The sequence below is a fragment of the Mesorhizobium sp. f-mel genome, from assembly GCF_053850215.1.
On sequence record NZ_JBSPTO010000007.1, the window covers coordinates 1 to 22,413 of the forward strand.

At 60.2% G+C, this 22,413-nt stretch carries 13 protein-coding genes and 5 pseudogenes; 10 read left to right on the forward strand and 8 right to left on the reverse strand.

The window, feature by feature from the left end:
* Window positions 1–121 (reverse strand): annotated as a pseudogene (locus tag ACWUKX_RS11550) (co-chaperone GroES); the annotation flags it as partial.
* Between the two features lie 199 nt (window positions 122–320).
* Between ACWUKX_RS11550 and ACWUKX_RS11555 the strand changes: the two are divergent.
* From ACWUKX_RS11555 to ACWUKX_RS11565, 3 genes and pseudogenes are all read left to right on the forward strand, one after another.
* Window positions 321–410, forward strand: a pseudogene (locus ACWUKX_RS11555) (DUF433 domain-containing protein); the annotation flags it as partial.
* A gap of 94 nt (window positions 411–504) precedes the next feature.
* Window positions 505–804 (forward strand): annotated as a pseudogene (locus ACWUKX_RS11560) (winged helix-turn-helix domain-containing protein); the annotation flags it as partial.
* 454 nt (window positions 805–1,258) lie between these two features.
* Window positions 1,259–2,341 carry a cytochrome-c peroxidase gene (locus tag ACWUKX_RS11565; protein ID WP_456006783.1) on the forward strand — a complete coding sequence of 361 codons (1,083 nt, stop codon included), beginning with the start codon at window positions 1,259–1,261 and terminating at the stop codon, window positions 2,339–2,341.
* Between the two features lie 144 nt (window positions 2,342–2,485).
* On the opposite strand, the gene ACWUKX_RS11570 is transcribed toward ACWUKX_RS11565, so the two are convergent.
* The 3 genes and pseudogenes from ACWUKX_RS11570 to ACWUKX_RS11580 all read right to left on the reverse strand — a co-directional run bounded on the left by ACWUKX_RS11570 (window position 2,486) and on the right by ACWUKX_RS11580 (window position 5,451).
* Window positions 2,486–3,316 carry a thermonuclease family protein gene (locus tag ACWUKX_RS11570; protein WP_456006785.1) on the reverse strand — a complete coding sequence of 277 codons (831 nt, stop codon included), beginning with the start codon at window positions 3,314–3,316 and terminating at the stop codon, window positions 2,486–2,488.
* Between the two features lie 514 nt (window positions 3,317–3,830).
* Window positions 3,831–4,655: pseudogene (locus ACWUKX_RS11575) on the reverse strand (nucleotidyl transferase AbiEii/AbiGii toxin family protein).
* 124 nt (window positions 4,656–4,779) lie between these two features.
* Window positions 4,780–5,451, reverse strand: coding sequence for a hypothetical protein (locus tag ACWUKX_RS11580; RefSeq protein WP_456006788.1), 672 nt, complete (start codon window positions 5,449–5,451; stop codon window positions 4,780–4,782).
* Window positions 5,452–6,172: 721 nt separating this feature from the next.
* Here ACWUKX_RS11580 and ACWUKX_RS11585 point away from each other — a divergent pair.
* From ACWUKX_RS11585 to ACWUKX_RS11600, 4 genes are read left to right on the forward strand one after another with little or no spacing between them, the layout of a single operon-like run.
* A complete protein-coding gene (locus tag ACWUKX_RS11585; RefSeq protein WP_456006790.1) occupies window positions 6,173–7,732 on the forward strand; it encodes a Wadjet anti-phage system protein JetA family protein in 1,560 nt (519 codons plus the stop codon).
* The gene (locus ACWUKX_RS11590) at window positions 7,722–8,372 is read left to right on the forward strand and encodes a DUF4194 domain-containing protein (RefSeq protein ID WP_456006792.1); all 651 of its coding nucleotides are present in this window, start codon (window positions 7,722–7,724) and stop codon (window positions 8,370–8,372) included. Before ACWUKX_RS11585 ends, ACWUKX_RS11590 begins: the two co-directional genes overlap by 11 nt.
* A 38-nt stretch (window positions 8,373–8,410) precedes the next feature.
* Window positions 8,411–11,803, forward strand: coding sequence for an SbcC/MukB-like Walker B domain-containing protein (locus ACWUKX_RS11595; RefSeq protein WP_456007033.1), 3,393 nt, complete (start codon window positions 8,411–8,413; stop codon window positions 11,801–11,803).
* Entirely contained in the window at window positions 11,800–12,996 is a 1,197-nt protein-coding gene (locus ACWUKX_RS11600; protein WP_456006794.1) for a Wadjet anti-phage system protein JetD domain-containing protein, read from the forward strand. Before ACWUKX_RS11595 ends, ACWUKX_RS11600 begins: the two co-directional genes overlap by 4 nt.
* A 137-nt stretch (window positions 12,997–13,133) precedes the next feature.
* Here the strand turns inward: ACWUKX_RS11600 and ACWUKX_RS11605 are convergent.
* Window positions 13,134–14,129 (reverse strand): annotated as a pseudogene (locus ACWUKX_RS11605) (IS481 family transposase).
* 398 nt (window positions 14,130–14,527) lie between these two features.
* On the opposite strand from ACWUKX_RS11605, the gene ACWUKX_RS11610 reads away from it, so the two are divergent.
* Together ACWUKX_RS11610 and ACWUKX_RS11615 are read left to right on the forward strand one after the other, a co-directional pair.
* On the forward strand, window positions 14,528–15,583 hold the full coding sequence (locus tag ACWUKX_RS11610) for a dsDNA nuclease domain-containing protein (RefSeq protein ID WP_456006797.1): 1,056 nt from the start codon (window positions 14,528–14,530) through the stop codon (window positions 15,581–15,583).
* Between the two features lie 57 nt (window positions 15,584–15,640).
* Window positions 15,641–17,332: a hypothetical protein gene (locus ACWUKX_RS11615; protein WP_456006800.1), complete on the forward strand. Its 1,692-nt coding sequence runs from the start codon at window positions 15,641–15,643 to the stop codon at window positions 17,330–17,332.
* Between the two features lie 794 nt (window positions 17,333–18,126).
* Here the strand turns inward: ACWUKX_RS11615 and ftsZ are convergent.
* Window positions 18,127–19,134 (reverse strand): cell division protein FtsZ, encoded by a 1,008-nt coding sequence (gene ftsZ, locus ACWUKX_RS11620; protein WP_029348340.1) that lies wholly within the window; start codon window positions 19,132–19,134, stop codon window positions 18,127–18,129.
* Window positions 19,135–19,341: 207 nt separating this feature from the next.
* Window positions 19,342–20,127, reverse strand: coding sequence for an SDR family NAD(P)-dependent oxidoreductase (locus tag ACWUKX_RS11625; protein WP_029348339.1), 786 nt, complete (start codon window positions 20,125–20,127; stop codon window positions 19,342–19,344).
* A gap of 75 nt (window positions 20,128–20,202) precedes the next feature.
* Between ACWUKX_RS11625 and uxuA the strand changes: the two genes are divergently transcribed.
* Window positions 20,203–21,387, forward strand: coding sequence for a mannonate dehydratase (uxuA, locus tag ACWUKX_RS11630; protein ID WP_455840716.1), 1,185 nt, complete (start codon window positions 20,203–20,205; stop codon window positions 21,385–21,387).
* A gap of 22 nt (window positions 21,388–21,409) precedes the next feature.
* Here uxuA and ACWUKX_RS11635 read toward each other — a convergent pair whose 3' ends face one another.
* On the reverse strand, window positions 21,410–22,303 hold the full coding sequence (locus ACWUKX_RS11635; RefSeq protein WP_456006804.1) for a sugar phosphate isomerase/epimerase family protein: 894 nt from the start codon (window positions 22,301–22,303) through the stop codon (window positions 21,410–21,412).
* Window positions 22,304–22,413 lie beyond the last annotated feature (110 nt).

Genomic DNA, 22,413 nt, shown 5'->3' on the forward strand with positions numbered 1-22,413 from the left:
CTTCCTGCGGCTTTTCCTTCGCCGTATCCGGGATGATGATCCCGCCGGCAGTCTTGGATTCGGATTCGACCCGGCGAACGACCACACGGTCATGAAGTGGGCGGAATTTCGATTGTGCCATTTTGGATTCCCTGGTGCGGATGTTGAACGGTTCCCCGTTGCCGGAGCGCGATTAGCACTCACCGAGGCCGAGTGCTAACAAGGGGGTGGATAGGCGGTTGGCGGTTGCAAGTCAAGGCGCGAAGAACGGTGAAACCGAGCCGAAGGGACGTGAGCTGAGGGCCTATATCGTTCTTCAGAAGGAGCAGGAGTATAGGCTCATTTCTTGCATCTATACCCCCACAGAGGCGGCGGCGGTCTGTGGGATGGGCATCAAGCCCGTTCACAATGCGATCGACAAACGCGTCGTCGTACTGTGCCTTGCACTGTTCGTTTTCTCGGTGTTCGGCGTGATGCGGTTCTCATATTCGATGAGGGACGATAGGCGGATGTTTGCCGCCAATCGTCAAACGACGCCGCTTGCGCCGAGGGACAAATCTTGAAGTCAAGCTCACTGCGGGTGAGTTCAACCTGCTCATGGCCTTCCTCAAGAACCCAGGCCGGGTGCTTTCGCGCGAGCAGCTTCTGACGGCGACCAGGGTCTATGATCAAGAGGTCTATGACCGCAGCATCGACGTGCTGATCCTGCGCCTTCGCCGTAAGCTGGCACACCCCTCGGCCCTGCAGTACATCCGTACCGAGCGCGGCGCCGGGTATGTTTTCGACAGCGCCGTGGACGTTGAGGAGCTGAGGACGCGCCGCTAAGGCGGCGCCCTTCCTTTGTAGTCTATCACGTGCTTCACCAACCACTCAGCGTATGTGGTTCACTCAAGGAGTGTTACCGGAGAGGCGCGACTATGTTGTCTGCCTGGCCGGCTACCGTGGCCGGCTTTGCGGGCGATAGACACCGAGTAGCTCTTCCGCGGAGGGCGCCGGATCAGAAGCGTTAACTGATGCTTGCGCGCGTGGCCATTGTGGCAGCCACGGACATAAGATCGTGTGGACCGGTGTAGGCATGCGCCGGGCAACGCCCATTGTCGGGTTTGTCCGGGCCACAACGCTGCCGTGGTCGATTTGCACCCGGCTCGGGCCGAAAGCCGTTTGGAACACTTGTCCAATTTCTTCTGCGCCTTTGGCTCGATTTTTGCTCCTCTCCATCGCGACGCTGCAGATGCTGCCGAGGACGCCTCAACCGCTAATGATGGGAAAGCGCGCTCATTTGGCGCGCAGGATCGGGTTTGAAAAAGGAGAGGCTTGTTTGGCGATTGGATGGAACTTTCGGTTTGCTGCACTCGGATCTTGTCTGCTCACCTCAATGGCGATCGGGCAGGACAATCTGCTCGACGAAGCGAAATCGCTGTTCAGCCCAGTTCCCAAGAACCCGCCTGCCCTTGAGGGCAATCCGGCGACTGCAGAGAAGGTCGAACTGGGCAAGATGCTCTATTTCGAGCCGCGACTTTCGGAGGCGCAAAACATCAGCTGCAACACCTGCCATCAAATCGGGCGCGGCGGCGCTGATGGCCGCCCCACCTCAATTGGCTTCAATTGGCAGCGCGGCGGCCGCAACGCGCCAACTGTGCTCAATTCAGTGTTCAACACCACTCAGTTTTGGGACGGTAGGGCGATCGACCTGACGGAGCAGGCCGGCGGGCCCATCGCCAACCCGATCGAGATGGGAAGCACCCCTGAGCACGCCGTCGACCAGCTCAAAGGCATTCCCGGCTATGTAGAGGCATTCCGCAAGGCCTTCCCAGATGAAACCGATCCTCTCGACTACGACAACATCGGGAAGGCGATTGCCGTCTTCGAGGCGACGCTGACCACGCCCAATGCGCCGTTTGATCGATATCTCGAGGGTGACGAAAAAGCGCTCACCGTTGAAGAGAAGAAAGGCCTCGGGCTTTTTATCCACAATGGGTGCGCATCTTGCCACAACGGTGTCAATGTCGGCGGCGGTATGTACGCTCCTTTTGGCCTGGTCGAGAAGCCCGGCTGGGGCTTCCTGCCGCCCGACGATGAAGGTCGCAAACAGGTGACACGGGAGATTGACGACCAATATGTCTTCAAAGTCCCCAGCTTGAGAAACGTCGAACTCACTGCCCCGTACTTCCATAGCGGCCGTGCGTGGGACCTCGAGGAGGTGGTGGCGGTGATGGGCACCACCCAGCTTGGCACCCGATTGGCCGCTGACGAAGTCTCCAATATCGTCGCCTTCTTGCGGACACTAAGCGGAGACCAGCCGCAGGTAACTTACCCGATCCTGCCGCCAAGCGTCGCTACGACACCTCGGCCAGCGCCGTGATCGCATGAGGTTGGTGATGCGTTGATTGCCAGCCGCCGTTTGCCTCCGCGACCGGCTCTCTAGGATAGGACGCCTTTACCGCGAGTTCAAAAAGCGCGACGGCCCGAGCCGGTCGCCAAGTCACAGGCGACGAACGAGCTTTCCCTAGCAAACCGATTCGCAGGGGATACCGTCCTTGTCTCGGTCCAACTTGCCTCCCCATGAGCAGTTTGCGAGAAACCAGTTTGCTTCATCGCATGAGCTGATTTGAGAGCATGTTCGCCGCGCCTCGCACGAATAGCCGTTCTGCGCGAGCAGCCGGCGGCTGACGATGCCTCGTGGTGGGCCCGACGGCGCCGCGCCATCTGCATGCTCCGCTCGCCACTCCCAAGGCGCCTGAAACTTGCCGGCCCATATGCCGATCTTCATAGCTTCCGCCTTCGCTTGCTGCTGTGCGTACGCGCCGTGGCTGTAACGGGGCCAATCCAGGGCCTGGCCGTGCTCGACCATCCAGGCGGACAGGCTGGCACCATCTGAGCGCAGGCAATCGCCGACAAATCGGTCGTAGCGATCCCTGGAGACGAACCGGCAGTGAACTGGCCTCGATGTCGCCAGGAACGCGTCTAACGCTTCGGCCGAACGGCGCCCACAGGGATAGTCGAACCCCTTCGCGTCGTCGCAATACTGCTTACTCTCAGGCGCATCGATCCCGTTGAGGCGAATGCGCTGACCGCGGATTTCAATCGTGTCGCCGTCTACAATGGAGGCGACCCCGGCGGTCGGTGGAGGGCTCGGGCGGGTTAGATTCGACAGACTGATCTCGGGCAGGCGGTCGCTTTGCTGCATGGCCGACAGGAAGGCTAACGCACCAGCGGCAGCCACACTGACAAAAATCAGCCGCTGTGGAACGGGTGCCCAACGCCGGGCGCGTGTCCGCTTGGCGGCGGTGCGCTTTCGCGACTGGTCAAGCCGATTGTCGTGCCGGGATCTGTCCAAGCCCATTCCCCCCGGGGGAAGAATGCGTCGATCCGGGCAGAGAGTCCATAGTTGTGCCGGCGTGATACGAGGCAGGCTGGAGGCCGATGCCATCGATGGAACCAGCGGCGCCACGTTGCCCCTCGCTTGGGGCCTGGATTATCAATGCCCGATAGTGCGGCGGATTCTCGGAACAATGCGCACCAAACGGGTGCATAGAATCCCGCCCGGCGAATGCGCTTGGAACGCAAATGTTGCCGCGTCGGCGGTGAATCGCGATCGCGACGCTGACAGCTTGCCCCGGATCGGTCAAAGCTGCCAGAGTCAGGGTGCTTGGATGCAAAGATCTGAAGGGATGACTCATCAACCCGACAATCCAGAAAATATTGTTGGCTGCGATCAGGAACTGGCCCGGTACCGTTCCCGGCGGCGGGCCACACTTGTGGATCTCATCTAGGTTGCGAGTGGACTTGGCGTGCTTCCGCCTACGCTGACCCGGAGTCAGCCGCGCCTCACAGTCTGGACCCTTATGGGATCACAATCGATCGAGATGCGCGTCCAGCTGAGTAAGGATTGCGTCGAGCGAAGGCCGGTCCCTGTAGTAAAGGGCGCGGGTTCGCTCATAGGCGTCGGCGTAGATCTGCCGGGTCGTGGGCTCGCTGAGGCGAAAGGCCTCGTTCCGCCGCAGGTCCGGCTCATCCCCGCCTCGGAACCGGTCGGCTTTGTGTGCGCGGTATGCCGGGCTGCCGATAAAGGCCTGGACGCCATCGTCCTCCAGAAGACAGGAGACGTCATAGTAGTGACGCATGAAGTTGTCAGGCATCTCTCCGGAAGCCTGCTGCTGGCGAAATTTGGTGGAAAGGGTCTGTAGCTTTTCGACGAAAGTGTAGCCGGGCTCGTAGCACTAAACATCGACGGCGCGGTTATCGATTAGGTCTGTCACGCCCGATGCGACCGCTCGATCATAGGCCCAGGAAGAGATCAGGCGGGCTTGATTGGGCGCGACCCGATCGAAGCCCGCTTCCAACAGCACGCCGGCCTTGAGCCCGGCGGGCAACGGATTGAGCTCCGGATAAATCAGACGAATTCCAGCACCTCGCACCCGACCCGTGGGATCATCAAAGGCCTGATCACGCTCGGCGCGCAAAAATCCGGGTATGTTGAGTCGAGGAACCAGGCCGTCGAAGAATTCTCGGCGCAGTTCGATGTGGGCCGGCTTGTCGTGATTCCTGCCGGTAGGAAGAGCGCCCTGAGGATGGATCAGAATGTCGATGTCTTCGGAGAAGCGGTGGATCAGCTGATGTCCCTTGGACAGCGATGTGCCGCCCTTGAGCTCGAAGCGGAAACCAAGCTGCTGCAAGCCCCACAGGCATGCATGATCCAGTAGTCCTTCTCAACCAGACCGGAATCGATGTTCATGTCCGCGGCGACGACCGAGATCAGATCCTTGAAATCCCCCAGATCGTGTAGAAGCGGCATGCGGATCAGACCGCTTCTAGCGCTTGGCTCACCAGTCGCCCGGCGCGAACCGAACCGAAATCCCGCGCCGCCTTGGCCAGCTGCGCGGGATTCATATCGCGGGCGCGCCTGAGGGCTCGAGGCAACACCTCGGCCTTGTTCTCGGGAAGACGATCAAGGTTCTGGAGAAGGTCGACCAGCAACACTTCCTGGGTCAGTTTCGCAGGCACTGAGGGCTTCTTACGGAAGTCGTACATTCGACCGCCTAGCTGAAAGCGCCCATGGCGCTTGAGATTATAGACCACCGGTTCGTTATAGAGCTGGGTCGTGCCCACCCCCAGGCTGTTATAGGCGCTGGGGGAGACTATCAGAAAGCGATCGTCCTTGAGGAACGTCTCGACCAGTTTCTCCGCCGCAGCCGGAGCCTTGCCGAAACGCGTATTGCGCGGAGCCATGTACAGTCCGCCCGATACCCTATCGAGCCGACCTTCCTCGACAAGCTGACGTAGGTGACGATCGACAGCCGTGGACCATTTCGCCAGGTCCTTGCGCCGATAGACCTGCCCAGGGCGCAACCGCTTCTTCAGTTCGCTCAATGCGGACATCGCCAAATCCTTCGTCCTCCACATAGGAGGCTGTGCTTCGTTTTGCAACGTTTTTTGTTTAAAATTCATGCATCCAAGCAGGCGGCGGCCCATGTCGCTAGGTTGAATCTCTCTTATTGGCAGGAAGCGCAAACTCAGGGCGTGGACGCCGAGCGGGTGGGGTGTGGGAGTTTTGGTTTGAAGTATCCTGCCGACGGTTGGGGACCTTGTTCAATTCGGCCGAGTAGGTCCATGCTCGCCACACTGCGCAGCTATCGCCGTGGCGGCGCATGTGAAGTTTTCATGGGTTCGTGGACCATCGGCGGTCAATGATGAACAGCGGCGTTGGAAAGTCCTTCAGCACGCTGACGCTCACCGCATAGCCGGGATGGGTGAGGTCGCCTCCGCCGGCATGCCTACCTCGCGGTCTGGAATGTCCGCTTCGTGGCGGCGCCCCGAGGAATCCTACAGGATCTCAAGAACCTGCGGCCAGCGGCCGGGCTCGACCGCCGACCCGTCGGAATACGACAACGGCATTTCTTGGTGACCGCTTCGTGCCCGATATCGGACGTCTGACGCTGAATTTCGCCACCTCAATAGCCCGCCGTTTGTTCATCATTTCTCTTGATTTCTCTTGCCGAGCCTAGAACGAGTGCCGTGGATTGCAAAGTTTGCTGCTGGACGACCTTCGGGTGGGCACTCTGTAAAATCGGTGAGAAAGATCCATTGTTAGAAACCGGTTGAACCATTTCCCGTGCCTAACACGCGGCATAGTCCGCTAATCGCTTGACCTTTAGACGGGCTCCAGCCAACCTTCTCAGAAGGGGTGGGAATCTTGGCAAAGTCCGCAGTATCTTCAGTATCGGATGCATCGCGTCCACAACTCTTCGGTCAACTCGGTCCGGACGTCTTCACGGTGTTCTCTGGGGGGAACCGGCTGCTCTATGAGCGTGCGATCCTTGCCGTCTACGACGGCCTCTACCGGTCGGACCTGCTGTTCCCGACCGAGGCGGAGGTGGTCGGTGTGATCTACGACTGCGTCACGCGGGAGCCCGGCCTCTGGGCTGAGGACGAAGCTGCCGTCGACCTAGACCGTCTCATCACGCGAACCGGCCGACGGGTCAGGCGTCGCCGCGTCGCAGGCGTGGATGATGAGGCCACCGGGACCGCGATTAGCTGCTCCCGGCACATCTACAACCGGATGCTGCAGACGGGCTGGCTGGACGAGGCGAGCTATGGCCTTAAGACGACCGTAGAGATGCCGTCCGGCGCGATGCGTCTCGCCGAATTCCTCTGCTCCCTGAAGGAGGGCGGGGCCGAGCAACTAGGCGGCCTGGTGGTGGAGGTAAGGAACGCGATCCGTGCAGTGCGCGAGAAGCCGGCCGAAAACGCTCTCGGCCTCAACAAGGCCGCTCAGGACTCAGCACGTTTCGGACGATATCTGAGAAGCGTGCTCGCGGCCCTGCGGGAAGTTGATCGGCAGGTGCTTGCCTCGGAGACACTTGCGGAGCGGCTGCGGCATTACTTCGAGGACTTCGTCGAGCGGGTGCTCCTACGCGACTATACCTCCATCTCGACCACGGCGCATCCCTATCGGTATCGGCGGACTATTCTGGTCTCCCTCGACGAGTTGCAGGATTCCGAGATTGACTTGGCAGCAATCGCAGACGCGTATCTTGAAGCTAGGCTGGTTCCCGACGGGAAAGCGGCGCGCGACCTCGTGCAGGAGGACCTGTTCCGGATCCGCCGCGTGTTCGAGCGGATCGAGGAATCCTTCGAGGCGATCCAGCAACACCGGTCCAGGCTCGAGATGCGGCTGCGCAACGTGGTCAGGTATGCTGGGCGCCGAACCAACTTCCTCCAGCGCAGCGAGCACGTGATCCAGGGCCTTGACGACGCTCTTTCGCGGGGCGTGGATGATCTTATGGTCCGAGGATTGATTGAGCCTCGGGTGACCGTGGTCGCTCCCGAGCTGCTCGCGAAGCCGCGCGGGGAGCGGCCGGAGATCGCCGACGCCGATCTGACTCTTCCGGCGCCCGACCCGATACGCGAATTCAGACGTCAGCTCGAGCGGGCGTACTTGGATCGCCTGACCATCTCGCCAGCAAGGATTAGCCGTTTCCTCGAAAGGCGGGTACCGCCCTTTGGCGAAACTACGGCGGCCTCCATGAGGGTCGAGACCGTCGACGACTTCCTTGCCTTCGAAGCCATCCGAATGATGGTTGCCGGCGGCCTCGGCGCCGACGTCGACTCGCGGCTCGCGAAGGCGCTCGAGGGCAGGTTCGAGCTCGCGGCGTTCGACGAGGCGGTGTCAAATGAGTGGCTGGACTGCGGCGGCTTTCACGTGAAGCGCCTCGACGATAGCATCACCCTCGAGGTCGGGCATGCTGCTTGAGTTCAACGCCCTCGAGAACTCGAACCCCCGCGGCTTCCTAAGGGTCACGCAGTTCATTGCGCATCTAATGCGTAACCAGTTTGTCCACACGGAGGACCGTGGGGCCGCGACGCTGCTCGAAACGCTTCACCGTCCAGAGCTCGCGAAGCTCGTCGAGGCTTATTTTGACGTCGCGGGCTACCGTCTCGTCCACCGGGAGACCGAAGGCTGGGCGGGGATCCTGCCCGATCCGGAGCGCACGTCGCTGCCGCGGCTGCGCATCGATGAGACGATCGCCCTACTCGTCATGCGACGGCTCTGGGAAGAGGCGCTCCAACTAGGCGAAATCTACACCAACGGAACTGTCCGCACGACGCTCAACGAGGCGTATGCGGCCTATCAGGGCATAGTCGCCGGCAGCCGGCGCGCGGCGCTTGCGCCAAACGAGTTCCGCGACGTGCTCCGGATGCTCGAACGGAAGGCGATCGTTCGCCTTGGTGAGTTCGACGCAGACGCGCAGGATATGAATCTCGACATTCGCGCGCTCGTTACGAGCGTCGCCGGCGACGACTTCGTCGCGTCGCTCGAGCAGATCCTGTCGCGTCCGGCCGCCTCGAACACCGACGCGGGCGATCAGGCGGTGGTGGGAGGCGAGGCATGATGGAACTGCGACGCATCGTCCTCGTGAACTGGCACATGATGGTGAGGGCCGACCTCGATCTGGCCGGCGATGCTGCCATCCTCGGCCAGAACCGATCCGGCAAGTCTACGATCATCGATCTGATACAGGCGATCATAGCGGGCGGTTCGTCCCGTCTGTACCGGTTCAACCGATCGGCGGGCGAGAGCAGCGGCCGTTCGGACCGCACGCTCGGGGGCTACTGCCTCGGCCAACTCAACGAGGACACATTCCTCAGGAACCAGGCGAGGAGCTACATCGCGCTTGTCTTTGAGCATCCGGAAAGGCGGCGGATGCCTGTGAGCCTCGGCCTGTCCATTGAGGCCGCCCGCGGACAACAGACAGAGGTAGTTGGACGATTTGTCGCCGAGGGGATCAGCGTCGACACCTCCATGCTGCTGGATATCGGCCAAGACGCGTCCCGGCCTACCGTGTGGCCCGTTGTCCGCCGGCGGCTCGATCAGGCCTGCGGCGAAGCGGGCGGTCAGCTCCTCACGCCGGACGATGCCAAGACATACATCCGCGAGTACATGCGCGCGCTGTTCACGGGGCGCCGCACGTCAGATCCCGAGCGGTTTGTTCGCACCTTCGTGGCCGCGCTCTCCTTCACGGACATCTCGTCTGTCGAGCAGTTCGTGCACCGCTACCTGCTCGAACCCAAGCCGATCGACATCGCCGAGCTACGCGATTCTATCCGCCGCTACCGCGAGATCCAGAAGACCATTGCCGACCTCAACCGAAGGCTAGAGGCACTTCGCGCAATCCGCGCCCAAATAGAGGAGTTCAACCGACTTCTCGCCGAGGAGCTCACCTGCCGCGCGATCGAGAAGACCGCCATGCTGGTCGAAGGATTCACCAGGCTGTTGACGAATATCAGTGAACACAGGTCGAAGTCGCACGAGCTTCATGTAGTCATGGAGGAGTTCGCGCGGGTGGAGGAGGAGATTGAGCGTGAGACCGAGGCGTTCGCATCCGTCCAGCGACAGCTCGCCGCGACCGGCGCGCAGGGACAACGCGCCATCGTTGAGCAGGAGATTAGGGGGCTGGAGCGGGACCATGCCGGCGTCATGGAGCGCCTGCTGGCTCGACACCTTTGCGCTGCGCGCGCGATCCAGCTCCTGGAGTTGCGCGACAAGCTGAGCGTCATAAACCCGGGGGAACTGTTCCGCGCGCTCGAGCGCGTCGAGGAGGCCAGCCGCGGGCTCGCACCACCCGATTGGCCACGCGATCCGGCGAAGATGGACGAGCTGCTGGACGCGGTCTCTGAAGCGGCGATTGCCCGGACAGAAAAGGCGACCGACCAACGAGACGACGCCATCGTCTGGGTCAAGCAACTTGAGGCCGAGACAGCCGAGGACAGCAAACAGCTTGCCAACGCCAAACGGGGACAAATCACCCTTAATACCGCAACCTCGAAACTTATGGCGGCTCTGCGCCGCGAAGGCATGACGCCGCGCACACTCTGCGAGGTCGCTGACGTAATCGACGAACGGTGGCGTAATGCGCTCGAGGCGCTGCTCACCCGCGACCGCGAGGCCATCATTGTCGATCCGGAGCACGCCTACCGTGCGACCGAGATCCTGCGACATGGACGCGACGCCTATCCGGGATGCCGCGTAGCCAACACCCGCAAGCTCCAGTCGAGGTCCACCGTGCCCGAAGGCGGCACGCTAGCTTCGATGATCCGCAGCGACGATAAGCTGGCCATGGCGTTCGTAGTCTTCAGGATAGGCAATGTCCGGCTTGCGGAGAACCAGGATGAGCTTCTATCCAGCGGCCGCGCCGTGATGGCCGACGGTGCATATTACGACGGCCTGATTACCGAGATGCGCCGGCCGGACGGCCTCAAGATTGGCCGGGCTGCGGCACCACTGATGGAGGCCACGCTACGGGAGCAGATAGAACAGCGCTTGCAGCTTCTCAGGATTCATCTTGAGAAGAAGCGCTTCTTCGAGGATGCGATCCGCCGGCTCGAGGATTGCAGCAGACCGGTCGGCGAAAAGGACAAGTTAGAAGCGCTCGCATTCGTGCTAGGGGATCTGGCCGACAGGCGTGCCGACGCGCGGCGACGGCTCGATCGGATATCGGCCCAGGTCGACCCTGAACTACTCGACGCGGAGAGGCGGTCGCAGGTCCTATTGAGCAGTCTCAAGGCAGGTCGCGATGAACTGATCGATAGTCGCGCGTCGCTCAGATCGAAGATTGAGGAGGTCAAGGCGAGACTAGGCGCGGGCGAGCAGAGCGTCGGCTCTTATCTGTGCCTCGCCCATCGCCGTCGACAGTTCCGCGGTGTCGTGACCTCCGCAGCACAAGTGCGATCGCTCCGAGAGCGATATAAAAGGCATCCGGCTAGAAGTCCGGCCAGGATTGCTTCCGACATGGAGAAGGCTGCGGACGATGCGAAGCAGGGATATCGGGAGCTCGGTCATGGGATCAGGGCGGCTCTTGGGAGGTATGCGATCGACTTCCCCGACGCACTCGAGGGCTATGCGGACGTGCCGATCATCGGCACGGTAAAACCATGGGTGTCAGATGGCATTGCGATGCTGGAAGACAACGAGCTCATCCGGTACCGCGAGCAAGCGGACGAGGCGGCAGATCGGGTTTCGCGTCTCTTCAAGACGACCTTCATTCATGAGCTGAACAGCCGTTTCGGGCAGCTTCACTCGGAGATGGAGAAGTTGTCGGCGGCGCTCCGTAGACGTCCCCTTCACGGTGAGATCTATCGGCTGGCGGAGCTCGTCAAACCAGAGTTCGATGACCTCTATCATCTCGCCAAGGACAGCGAGACTGACGGGCGCGTGCTGGATGCACTGTTCGGTCGGGCCGAGCCTCGCGACGAGCGGCACGCGCGAGCGCTGAGGCAGATTGAACAGCTTCTCGCCGACGAATCCTTCGACTTCACGGTCTTTCAAGATTACCGCAGCTATTTCACCTATGACCTCAGGATGCGCGACGTCGCGACCGGGCGGACGACGAGCTTCGACCGCCGACGCGGCGTGGCCAGCGGTGCCGAACGCCAGGTGCCTTTCTACGTAGTCATCGGAGCAGCCCTCGCAAGCTCCTATCACGGCGTCCGCCAGGCGACCGCTCCAAGTGATCTCGGAATGGGTCTTGCCGTATTCGACGAGGCCTTCAGCAAGATGGATGGCCCCAACCAGCGGACACTGCTCGACTTCTACCGCGCGATCGGCCTCCAAGTCGTCATCGCTGCGCCGACCGAGAAACGTGCGGTCGTCTACGAGAACCTAGACTATATCATCGACGTGTTCCGCAGCGGCGACGTTTCCCTGGCCGAATCCATCCGGATCAAGGACCGTGTCCGCGAAGAGATGCGCGCTGCCAATCCGCAACACGCGACGGATGAAGAACTCGCGGAGCGCCTCGGCCTCAAGGCGAGCGCCGCCGAATGAGCCGACGCGGGTTTTCCACCATCAGTTCACTCGTCGACGATCTGCTCACGCGGCACGAACGCAGTCCCGCCGCGCAAAACCTGCTCGCCTCGATCGACAACAACGGCTTCGCCAACATGGACCTGCGGGACACCTTCGACGAGGAACTAGCAGCGCTGGAGCGAGCAGGCGGGATCGAGCTGGTCCACACCGGTCCGAAGACGGAGCGCCGGGTAACCAGTGCGAGACTGAAGGATGCCGGGGTGCTCTACCGGAAGGTCGAACGCCGGCCGGCTGGCGAATTGGCATCTCAAGCTGTTTCAGAACTGCGGTCGCAGCCGAGACTGCCCGCCGGCGCCACCAGCTTGATCGACGACGCCGTCGCGGCCTGGACGCGCGGCGTGTCCCACATCGGAATCGGGAACGGAGACGGGCGAACGCTTGCACACGTGATCGGCCTCGCCATCGCGATACACGAGCGCATGTCGGGCAATCCACAGGGAGAGCAGGACTTCCGGACGTTCTCGCGCCTGACAGTCGGCGACAGTAAGGCGCTGGAGAAGAATGTCCGACAAGTCGCCGCAGCGATGGCGAAGATTTACCCGAACATGGAGGATCAGACTCGCCTCGATCCGGAGGAGTTGCTTGCCAGCGCAGGTATCAGGCGCTTGCCGCAACCTATCCTGCTGCACGGTGATGTATCGCTAGACGGGCGGTCCTTTCCGGCGATGCCCTATGTCGGAATACCTACCGACTGCGCCGGCGGGATCGGTCTCCTGACGAGGCCCAACTACGTCCTCACGATCGAGAACTTCACGTCATTCGTTCGGCACATCCGCGAGGTCGCACGGTCCGAACGGGCGCTCGTCATCTATTCGGGGGGCTTCCCCTCGCGACCGACGCTCGCAACAATCACAAGGCTGGCGGCCCAGGCGCAGGTGCCGACGTTTCACTGGGGGGATATGGACGCCGGAGGCATCCGCATATTCCAGCACCTCGAACGACATCTTGCCAACGTCGACATTTCGCTGCGCCCCCATATGATGGACACTGAGCTGCTGCGCCGCTTCGGGAGGCCCGCACAGATCGTGACCAATCCTATTGGCGACGTGAATGGAAGCATGGTTGCCGACTTGGCGAACTTCCTTTCCTCGAATGGTCTCGTGCACGAGCAGGAGGAGTTCGATCCAAGAAGTCCGATCAGGGACGCTTGAAGCCGCAGAGCAGAAAGCGCTGATCCTCCGCCCGGATCCCTTGCATTGACGAACGGCGATCCGTGATCGGATAGTTCATGCTGTCGGAGGCGGACCGGCTGGCCCTTTCCTTGCAGAACTCGCAGGGACCCTCTCTACTAGCTGTTTAGTCCCGGCATTTGCTGGAGCGGATTAAGCTTGAACCGTTCGGGCTGTGCGGCCCAAACCTTACAGATGAGCTCATAGGGTGTGAGGCCTTTGACGGTCTTGAGTCTGCGACCGAAGTTGTAGACCGAGATGAAGTCGGCAAGGTGCTGGCGGAGTTGGTCGTCGCTCTCGTAATAGAAGCGCCTGACAATCGCATCCTTGATGGTCCGGTTCATCCTCTCGACCTGGCCGTTGGTCCACGGATGTCTTGCCTTGGTTGTTCGGTGCTCGATGTCGTTCGTGGGCGCAGGCGTATTCGAAAGCATGGACCCAGAAGCGTTCGCCGTTTGCGATGGCTTCCTTGATCAATGGCACGGCCGAACCGCCGGCGCCGGGCGTCGTGAACTGGATGCCGTTGTCGGTGAGCACGGTGTGGATCTTGTAGGGAACGGCCGCGATCAGGCGCAGCAAGAAGTCTCTTGAGACGGCGGTGGTGGCCTTCTCATGCAGTTCGACGAAGGCGAACTTCGAGGTGCGATCGATCGCGACGAACATGTGCAGCTTGCCCTGTTCGGTGCGCACCTCGGCGACGTCGATGCGGAAGTAGCCGATCGGATCGCTCTTGAACTTCTTCTTGGCCGGCCTGTCGCCTTCAACATCCGGCAGGCGGCTGATGCCGTGGCGCTGCAGACAGCGATGCAGTGACGAGCGCGTCAGGTGTGGGATCGTAGGTTGTAGGGCATAGAGGCAGTCATCAAGTGGCAACAGAGTGTAGCGCCGGAAGGCGACGATGACGGCCTCCTCCTCGGGCAAGAGCACCGTCGATTCTAGGCTCCCTCGGACCGGTCGGCAGATCGGCCACCGAGGTCCGTTCCCGCCATTTGGCAACAGTCTTCTGGTTGATGCCGTAGCGCTTCGGCAGCGCTCTCAGGCTCTCTTGACTATGCTGTATCGCTCGACGGATCGCCTCTGTCGTCGTGGCGCTCCCCATGAAGAACCTGGCCCATAGCGCATCCCTTGATTCGGAGGACAAGGATGCCCCATCAAAATCTGGGATCAAACATCTAACCGTCTCGCTCTTTGCCAAACCGGATCCTGACGGTTGAGCCGGCTAGTCTAGTCTAAAAGCCTGCCAGCTCTGCGCCGCATGTCCGCCGTTTGCAGCTTCCTGAAAGCAGAAATGGCCAGCTGCCACACTGGAGGTGGTGGCTGCGCCAATGAGCGGACGCTTACATCTTATGTAGCGACACGGAATATTGGACAGTTGAGGGTTCGTTCAGTGATGTCGGAGTCGCTCCGAAGGGTGGTCAATAATTCTTGGTCAATATCTCGCAGGCGCGATATTGAGAGCTTGAAAAGGGAAGCGTAATTTGCTTTTCATTTCCGGGGTTGGGGGGTGGTCTTTTTGAGCGTCAAGGATTCGCTGCTGACGGTTTCGCAACGCGAAGAGGGCGGGCGGACAGCGTATGACCGTTTCGACTACCAGACAGCGTGGGGCCTGTCGCGTCTTTTAGATTTGCACGCGGAAGGGAAAAACTACGCCGTCGCCTTCGAATTTCATGACGACATTGTCTCCCTCGACGAGGCCGATGCGCCAACGAGCGCGATCTTCTACCAGGTCAAGACCAAGAAATCCGGTAACTGGTCTTTTGCCCAGATAACCAGCCGCCCGACGTCAAAGGGCGCCAAGAAAAGTTCGTTTGCCGGCAAGATGTTCGACAACTTCGTTCGGTTCGGGGCGATTGTTGAGAAACTCGCGTTCGTGAGCAATCAGCCGCTCCCCGACGTGATCGTTGTCCACGGCGAGGAAGGTTTCACCAAGGCCGAGAAAAAGAAGCTTGCCAAATTTGTGACGGAGCTGAGCTCGGAGTCAGCCGGCTTCAAAGACCTCAAACATACAAGCCTCTTTTTCTTCGTCTTCTCCGACCTGAACCTGTCGAACTATGAAAACACCGTCGTCGGGCGGATCGCTGCGTTCCTAGAGCAGGAACTTGGCTCGCATATACCGCCCAAGCCGTTTGCCTTGGCGCTGAACGATTATTGCCGCCGACGTTCTAAGTCCCTGGCCGACCTTAGCAGCTTTGACCAGCTCAAGGCTTCGAAATTCGTTACGCGGGCGGACATGCTGAAGTGGTTGTCTCAGGCGCAGGACCAGCATGAAAGAAGACCGGATTGGACAGCTGTGGCTAACGAACTCCACCTGCCATTAGCTGAGAAGACTAGGATTGAGCGAGCTTGGCGGGAGTACGAGATCACCCTCCGTTCCCGGTCGAATGCCGCAACTATCGCTTTCACGGAGCGAGTGCGCGGAATTGTCGACGAGGCAATCGATAAGGCCGACGATCTTTTGGCGCTCATCAATGCGGTTATCACTGAGGTCCGGCCAATCGTGACCGAATGGAAAGCCGGCACCAACGACGCATTTGTGAAAGCGGCTATACTTTACGAGCTGAAAAGATGAGTACAAACGAAGACCTTCGGTACCAACTGCTGATCAGGAATCTCCGGAAGAAGAACGATGAAAAAACTGCGCTTCGAGACTCTGGAGTTGTTGTCGCGGCTAGAGCGCAAAGCTCGCAAAATCGAGTTCCACCCTCTATTGACGGTGATCAAGGGGGCGAATGACGTCGGCAAATCCTCTGTTATAAAGAGCCTCTACTGGGCTCTCGGTGCATCGTCGGCAAAAATCCACCCGACTTGGGCGAAGGCGAACATCAAGGCCCTTCTCACTTTTACTGTCGACGGTCGCCGCTACCGGATCCTTCGTGACCATGACGCATTCGGTATTTTCGACGCCGATGGCGAGCTCTTGCTCGCAACCAGTCAAGTCACAAGAGAGCTAGCGCCCTTTCTGAGTCGACTGTTGGATTTCAAACTGGTGCTCTCAAATCGGAAGGGTGAGCCTGAAACCCCTCCACCCGCCTATACGTTCCTGCCGTTCTACATGGACCAGGACTCCGGTTGGGCGAAGCCGTTGGACTCGTTCGCCAACCTTTCCCAGTACACGGACTTCCGGAAAGCGTTGTTAGAGTTCCACACCGGCATCCTACCAAACGAATACTATGAACTTGAGGCCGACAAACGGGGGCTGCAAGTTGACCAGAAAGGGCTAGTGGCTGATCGCCGGGTCGTGCAGAAAGCGATCGAGCGCTTCAACCTCCAAGCCTCGTTCGATGGACTTGAACTATCAATAGAGGGTCACGAACAGGCGATTGAAGGCCTCCTTACGCGCCTCAAGCAGATTAGGGGGGTGCGGCAGGATCGCGCTAGCAAGCTCTCCGAGATTCTAGATCAGCGGATGATCATCGAACAGCAAATGCAGGTAGTCAGAGCGTCGATCGCTGAGTTGGAGAAGGATGCCAGGTTCGCTGGTGATCTACCTGAAGAGGTTTTTTGCCCTACATGCGGAACCGCTCATCGCAACGACTTCGCCAACCGTTACGGCATTATTGAGGATCGTGAAGCCTGCTTTGAGTTCATCACTGAAGCCAGGCAGAAAGTCGGTGCGTTGACGTCCCAAGCCGTCAAGGCAGAGTCCGAAGTCCATGAGGCCGATCGAGCGCTTGCCGAAGTCCAGGCATCTCTTGATGCAAAGAAGGGGGATGTCAGCCTGTTTGAGGTCATCGAAAGTCGAGGGCGACACATTGCGTCCAACCTGTTCGATGGACAGATCGAAGAGCTTGACGATCAGATCGCCGACTTGTTGGGCAAGATCGAGAAAATCGATGAAAGGCTGCGCAAAATCAAGGACAAGAAGCGCCGCGAAGAAATCGTTCAATACTATTCCGGCCTCGTGCTCGGCTACCTTAAGCGGTTAGACGTCACCAACTACAGCGCTGATGAGATCACGAAGATCCCCGCCAAGATTTCGGAAACAGGCAGCGACCTGCCAAGAGCACTACTGGCATATTTCCTCGCGATCCTGCGCACGATATACAAGCATTCGACATCCCTCCTCGCTCCGATCGTCGTGGATAGTCCCAACCAGCAGGATCAAGACGCGACCAATGTGGGTGCCATGATTGACCTGATCGTGGCTGCTCGTCCGGACGACGCTCAGACGATCCTCGGCACGGTTTCTCTTCACGGTCGAACCATTGTAGACGGCAAGGTGATAGAGTTCACCGAAAAATTGTCTGTGCTGCAGAAGGAGGATTTCCACGACATCTTAGCATCGATGCAACCATACATGGATCAGATGACCACTTAGGGTCAGTTCGCAACCCTGGTACCCGCAGTCTGAACGTCTGATTTTCTACTTTCTCCTACGGAACCGCTCCGGCAAATACATCTCAGGATCAGCGTTATTGGGCAAGGGGCCAAATGGCTTAAGATAGCAGGAATGGCGGCTATCGCCGATTACATCCCGAAACCCGTCAGGCCGCAAGCGGCCCCATTAAGGCCTTCGAGAACTGTAGACGAACGATTGCCTGTGGCCGTTGGACGCTTTCATCGAACAGCCAAAGCTGCCGTTAAAGGCCTCGCTTTGGGAAGCTTCGCCATTGCTTCCCTGCATGGTAAGAATCGCTACAGGGTCGACCTCAAGGAGTAGGTCTCTATGTACCGCCTGAATAGCGTAACGATCCCAGCCCACGAAAAGCCTCTCTCAATCAAGAGTTGAATACGTCCTCCGGGCCTCGAACCCTAGAGGGATTTTCGACTATCATCGATGCACAAGCCGTCGTCATATCGGCGTGGTTACCAAATGTCGGCATCGGTGGTTGCGTGTCCCCGCAACCAAATACCCAAAACGGCCCGCCTCAGTGCGGGCCGTTTTGCGTTTGCGGCCTGCCGCGCTCGGTTTTTGATCCTCATCAGGGCCTGCAAGGGAGGCGAGCCGACACAGCTGGACAGAGAAAGAAAGTCAAGTCCTGTCCCGGCAACCAGTTTCGGCATAAACCCCCAGCAATCTCGAATGGTTGCCGGGGTTTTCTTTGATGCCGGCGTCACTTGTTCGCCCGACATTCCAACCGGCGCTGCCAGGCCATGAATTTCTTTTGTTGATCAATTCACACGGTTTTCCAATCCCGCCGTCAGCGGTATCTCGAGCCCGCGACGCAATCCCGTCGCAACAACCGACACCCTGAATTTTCCGGCGAGCGCCTTGTCGAAAATGGCGCCGACGATGATATCGGCGTCGGCGTCGACCTCCTCGCGGATGCGGGTGGCAGCTTCGTCGACCTCGAACAGCGTCATATCAGTGCCACCCGATATCGAGACAAGGACGCCCTTGGCGCCCATCATCGACGCTTCGTCGAGAAGCGGGTTTGCGATCGCTGCTTCGGCCGCCTTCCTGGCGCGGTCCTCCCCGGTGGCTTCGCCGGTTCCCATCATCGCGCGACCCATATCGCGCATCACCGACTTCACATCGGCAAAGTCGAGATTGATCAGCCCTTCCTTGACGATGAGATCGGTGATACAGCCGACGCCGGCGTAGAGGACGCGATCCGCCATGGCGAACGCGTCCGCGAAGGTCGTCCTGGCATCGGCGATCCTGAAGAGGTTCTGGTTCGGGATGACGATGACGGTATCGGCGCTTTCGCGGAGCCGCTCGATGCCCTCATTGGCGGCATGCATTCGACGGTTCCCTTCGAAGACGAACGGCTTGGTGACGACGGCCACGGTCAGTATTCCCGCGTTGCGCGCGGCCTGCGCTATGACCGGTGCTGCACCAGTTCCGGTTCCGCCTCCCATGCCCGCGGTCACGAAACACATATGCGTTCCCGCAAGATGGTCCATGATTTCGTCGATCGATTCCACGGCCGCGGCATGGCCGACCTCGGGCAGGGATCCTGCACCAAGGCCTTCCGTGACGTGCGCTCCCAATTGGATCAGCCGCGTTGCCTTCGACATGGTGAGCGCCTGAGCATCGGTGTTGGCGACGATAAATTCGGTGCCCTGCAAGCCTTCGGCGATCATGTTGTTGATGGCGTTGCCGCCACCGCCGCCAACCCCGATGACGGATATTTTGGGCCTCATCTCCGAGATTGCCGGCCTCGTTGCAGTGTTCATTTGCCGTCTCTCCCATTGAATGCGCCAGCGCAGCGGTCGGTGGAAGGCTTGCTCCTGGCGCACTGCAAAGACTTTGGACAGTGAGCGAATCAGGACAGCCCAGCGTAACCAAGGGAATCAGACGGTTGAACCGGCTGCAAGTGCAGTATGCAAACTCGCGCATGTTAAGCGTCATTGGTTTGCCGGCCGAGACCGATCTTCCTGTTTCTACTTCACGCCGATGCCGGCCGTCAGGCCGCCATCGATCCTGTAGTCCGCACCGGTGCAGAACCCGGCTTTCGACGAACACAGAAAGGCGATGAGTTCCGCCACTTCCTCGGGCTCGCCGATGCGTCCGATGGGGTGGGCTTCGCCGAAGCGCCTGTAGGCGGCCTCGACATCGGCGTCGGTGCCATTCTCGCCGCGCGCCGCCTTTTCCAGGATCGGGGTGCGGATCGAGCCCGGGCTGACGGAATTGACGCGAATGCCGGAGCGCGCGTAGTCAAGCGCCAGAGAGCGCGTCAGGGTGTGGATGGCGCCCTTGGTCGTAGCATAGGCGGCGACGTTCTGCTGGCAGGCGAAGCCCTGCACCGAAGCCACGTTGACGACGGCGCCGCCGCCTCTCTTCATCATCTCGGGAATACCGAAATGCGCGGTCAGGTAGATCGAGCCGACATTGACGGACATCGCCTGGTTCCAGGTGTCGAAATCGGTGCTAACAGCGGTTCCATATGGATGGACCGCCGCGGAATTGACGATGATATCGAGGCCGCCGAACCGCTCGACACCGGCCGCGACCGCATCGCGAACCTGATCCGGCACGGAGACGTCGACGGCCATGACCAGCGCCCCCGCTCCGGAGCTGTCCAGTTCCGCTGTCATCGCCGCGTTGGCCGCGCGGTCGATGCCGCAGGCGATGATCGCCGCGCCGCCCGCCGCAAGACGTCTGGCGGTTGCCAGGCCGATCCCGGTCGTCCCCGTCACCAGAGCGATCTTGCCGTCGAAATCCTTCATTGCGCAGACTCCTTTAATTTGACTTCCATTGTGGCCCAACAATACGGTTCTGTTTTATCGCAAAGGAAAGCCTCGATGGAACAATGCTGGCGCTGGTATGGCCCTGACGACCCGGTGACGCTCGATCATGTCAAGCAGGCCGGAGCCACGGGCGTCGTATCCGCCCTGCATAATATCTATGACGGCCGCGCCTGGCCTTTGGCGGATATCCTGGAGCGCAAGCGGATCATCGAGGCCGAAGGGCTGACCTGGTCTGTCGTGGAGAGCATTCCCGTCCACAATTCGATCAAGATCGGCTCGGCGGAACGGGTTCGCTATGTTGGCTGGTACAAGGACACGATCCGTGCGCTGGCGAAAGCCGGCATAAAGACCATTTGCTACAACTTCATGCCTGTGGTCGACTGGACCCGCACCGACCTTGCCTATCGGCTTCCAACGACGGGCTACGCCCTGCGTTTCGACGCGATCGATTTTGCCGCATACGACCTGTTCGTCCTGAAGCGCAGGAATGCCGAGGCCAGCTACAGCGCGGCACGTATCGCAGAGGCGGAATTACGCTTCAAGGCGCTGAACGACGAGCAGATCGACAGGATCGAGCGCAATCTCATCGCTGGCCTGCCAGCAACCGAGCGCAGCTACAACCGGGAAAGCTTTCGCGAGGCATTGGCGGAATACGATTCGATCGGGCCGAAGGAGTTGCGCAACAATCTTGCCTGGTTTTTGCACGAGATCATTCCCGTGGCCGAGGAGGAGGGGGTGCGCATGTGCATCCATCCCGACGACCCACCATTCTCACTCTATGGCTTGCCACGGATCGTCTCGACCGCCGAGGACGCGCGTTTCATCCTCAGCGCAGTCGGCAGTCCGGCAAACGGCCTGACATTCTGCACCGGCTCCTACGGTACGCGCGCAGACAACGACATTGTCGGCATGGTCAAGGAATTCGCCGACCGGATCCATTTCGTCCATCTGCGCAATGTAACCATCGAGGATGACGGCTCCTTCTATGAAGCCGAGCATCTGGAGGGCGGCACTGACATGGCGCATGTCATCCTCGCTTTGATGCAGGAAGAGACGCGCCGCAGTAGGGAAGGTCGCGCCGACTGGCGGATTCCCATGCGTCCCGATCATGGCCATCTGCTCGCCGACGATATCGGCAAGACCAGGATCAACCCCGGCTACTCGCTGATCGGCCGCCTGAAAGGCCTAGCCGAGCTGCGTGGCATCATGCGCGCCGTGGAGCGTTTTGATCTGGCCTGAGGATCGCAAACGGGAAGTGGTGCTAAGGTCGATGGCTTGACGAAACAAGCTCGGCCTTGCGCCGTGCCGTCTCCAGCCCGATGGCTATGAAGCGGCGCGCATGCCGGGCCAGTTCCATATTGTCGGTCCACAGATTGCGCCAGATGGCGGTTTTCTTCGACAGGTTCTCGTCGACGATCTCCGACGAGAAGGATTCGAAGCTGAGGTCGTCGCTATAGCCGATCGCGGTCAGCGCATCGAAGATCGCGGCGAAGTCGATGTTGCCTGTACCGAGGAAGCCGCGATGGCTCTCGCCGATATGGACATAGCCGATCTTCTTCGCGGCGTGGCGGATGGCCAGCCCGACATCGGCCTCCTCGATATTCATGTGGAAAGTGTCGAGATGCAGGAAGATGTTGTCGGAGCCGGTGTCCTCGATGAAGGCTAGCCCTTGTGCGGCGGTGTTGAGCAGGTTGCTCTCGAAGCGGTTGACGATCTCGAGGTTGAGCGTGACGCCGGCGGCCTTGGCGGTCTCCGCGACCTTGGCGAGCGTGGCAGCACTGCGGTTCCATTGATCGCGCGTCGGCGCCTCAGTCTGCAATCCGTGGCTGGTGCTGAGGATGCCGGCGACCTTCCGGCCGCCGAGATCGCGGGTGAGCGCGATCGTACGTTTCAGGATTTCGACGCCGTGCGCCGCAATCGCCTTGTCGGCGCTTGAAATGTCGCCGTCGGCCGGCAGTCCGATGCTGATCGCCACGCCGAGGTCGAGGTCGGCGATGCGCCTGGCCAGCCCGCCAACATCGACATTCGCAGGGTCGAGATAGGAGAATTCGATCAGGTCAAAGCCGGCCTCTTTGGTGTTGGCCAGCGTCCGTTCGAGGTCGCCTTGCGCCGAGCTTGCCGACCAGACGAAAGAATGGATTCCAATGCGCGACATGATCGTCTCCTGCTGGTCGAGAGCATCGGACCCAAAAGTGGAAACCGGTTTTGGGAAAATCCGATGCTCAGACAAAAAAGGTGCGGCCGGTCATCCCGGCCGCACCAGCC

Coding starts and splice junctions, on each gene's coding strand:
- ACWUKX_RS11580 (WP_456006788.1), bottom strand. CDS start 5,451: ATGGGCCGCCGCCTGCTTGGATGCATGAATTTTAAACAAAAAACGTTG.
- ACWUKX_RS11590 (WP_456006792.1), top strand. CDS start 7,722: ATGCTGCTTGAGTTCAACGCCCTCGAGAACTCGAACCCCCGCGGCTTC.
- ACWUKX_RS11595 (WP_456007033.1), top strand. CDS start 8,411: ATGGTGAGGGCCGACCTCGATCTGGCCGGCGATGCTGCCATCCTCGGC.
- ACWUKX_RS11600 (WP_456006794.1), top strand. CDS start 11,800: ATGAGCCGACGCGGGTTTTCCACCATCAGTTCACTCGTCGACGATCTG.
- ACWUKX_RS11615 (WP_456006800.1), top strand. CDS start 15,641: ATGAAAAAACTGCGCTTCGAGACTCTGGAGTTGTTGTCGCGGCTAGAG.
- ftsZ (WP_029348340.1), bottom strand. CDS start 19,134: ATGAACACTGCAACGAGGCCGGCAATCTCGGAGATGAGGCCCAAAATA.
- ACWUKX_RS11625 (WP_029348339.1), bottom strand. CDS start 20,127: ATGAAGGATTTCGACGGCAAGATCGCTCTGGTGACGGGGACGACCGGG.
- uxuA (WP_455840716.1), top strand. CDS start 20,203: ATGGAACAATGCTGGCGCTGGTATGGCCCTGACGACCCGGTGACGCTC.
- ACWUKX_RS11635 (WP_456006804.1), bottom strand. CDS start 22,303: ATGTCGCGCATTGGAATCCATTCTTTCGTCTGGTCGGCAAGCTCGGCG.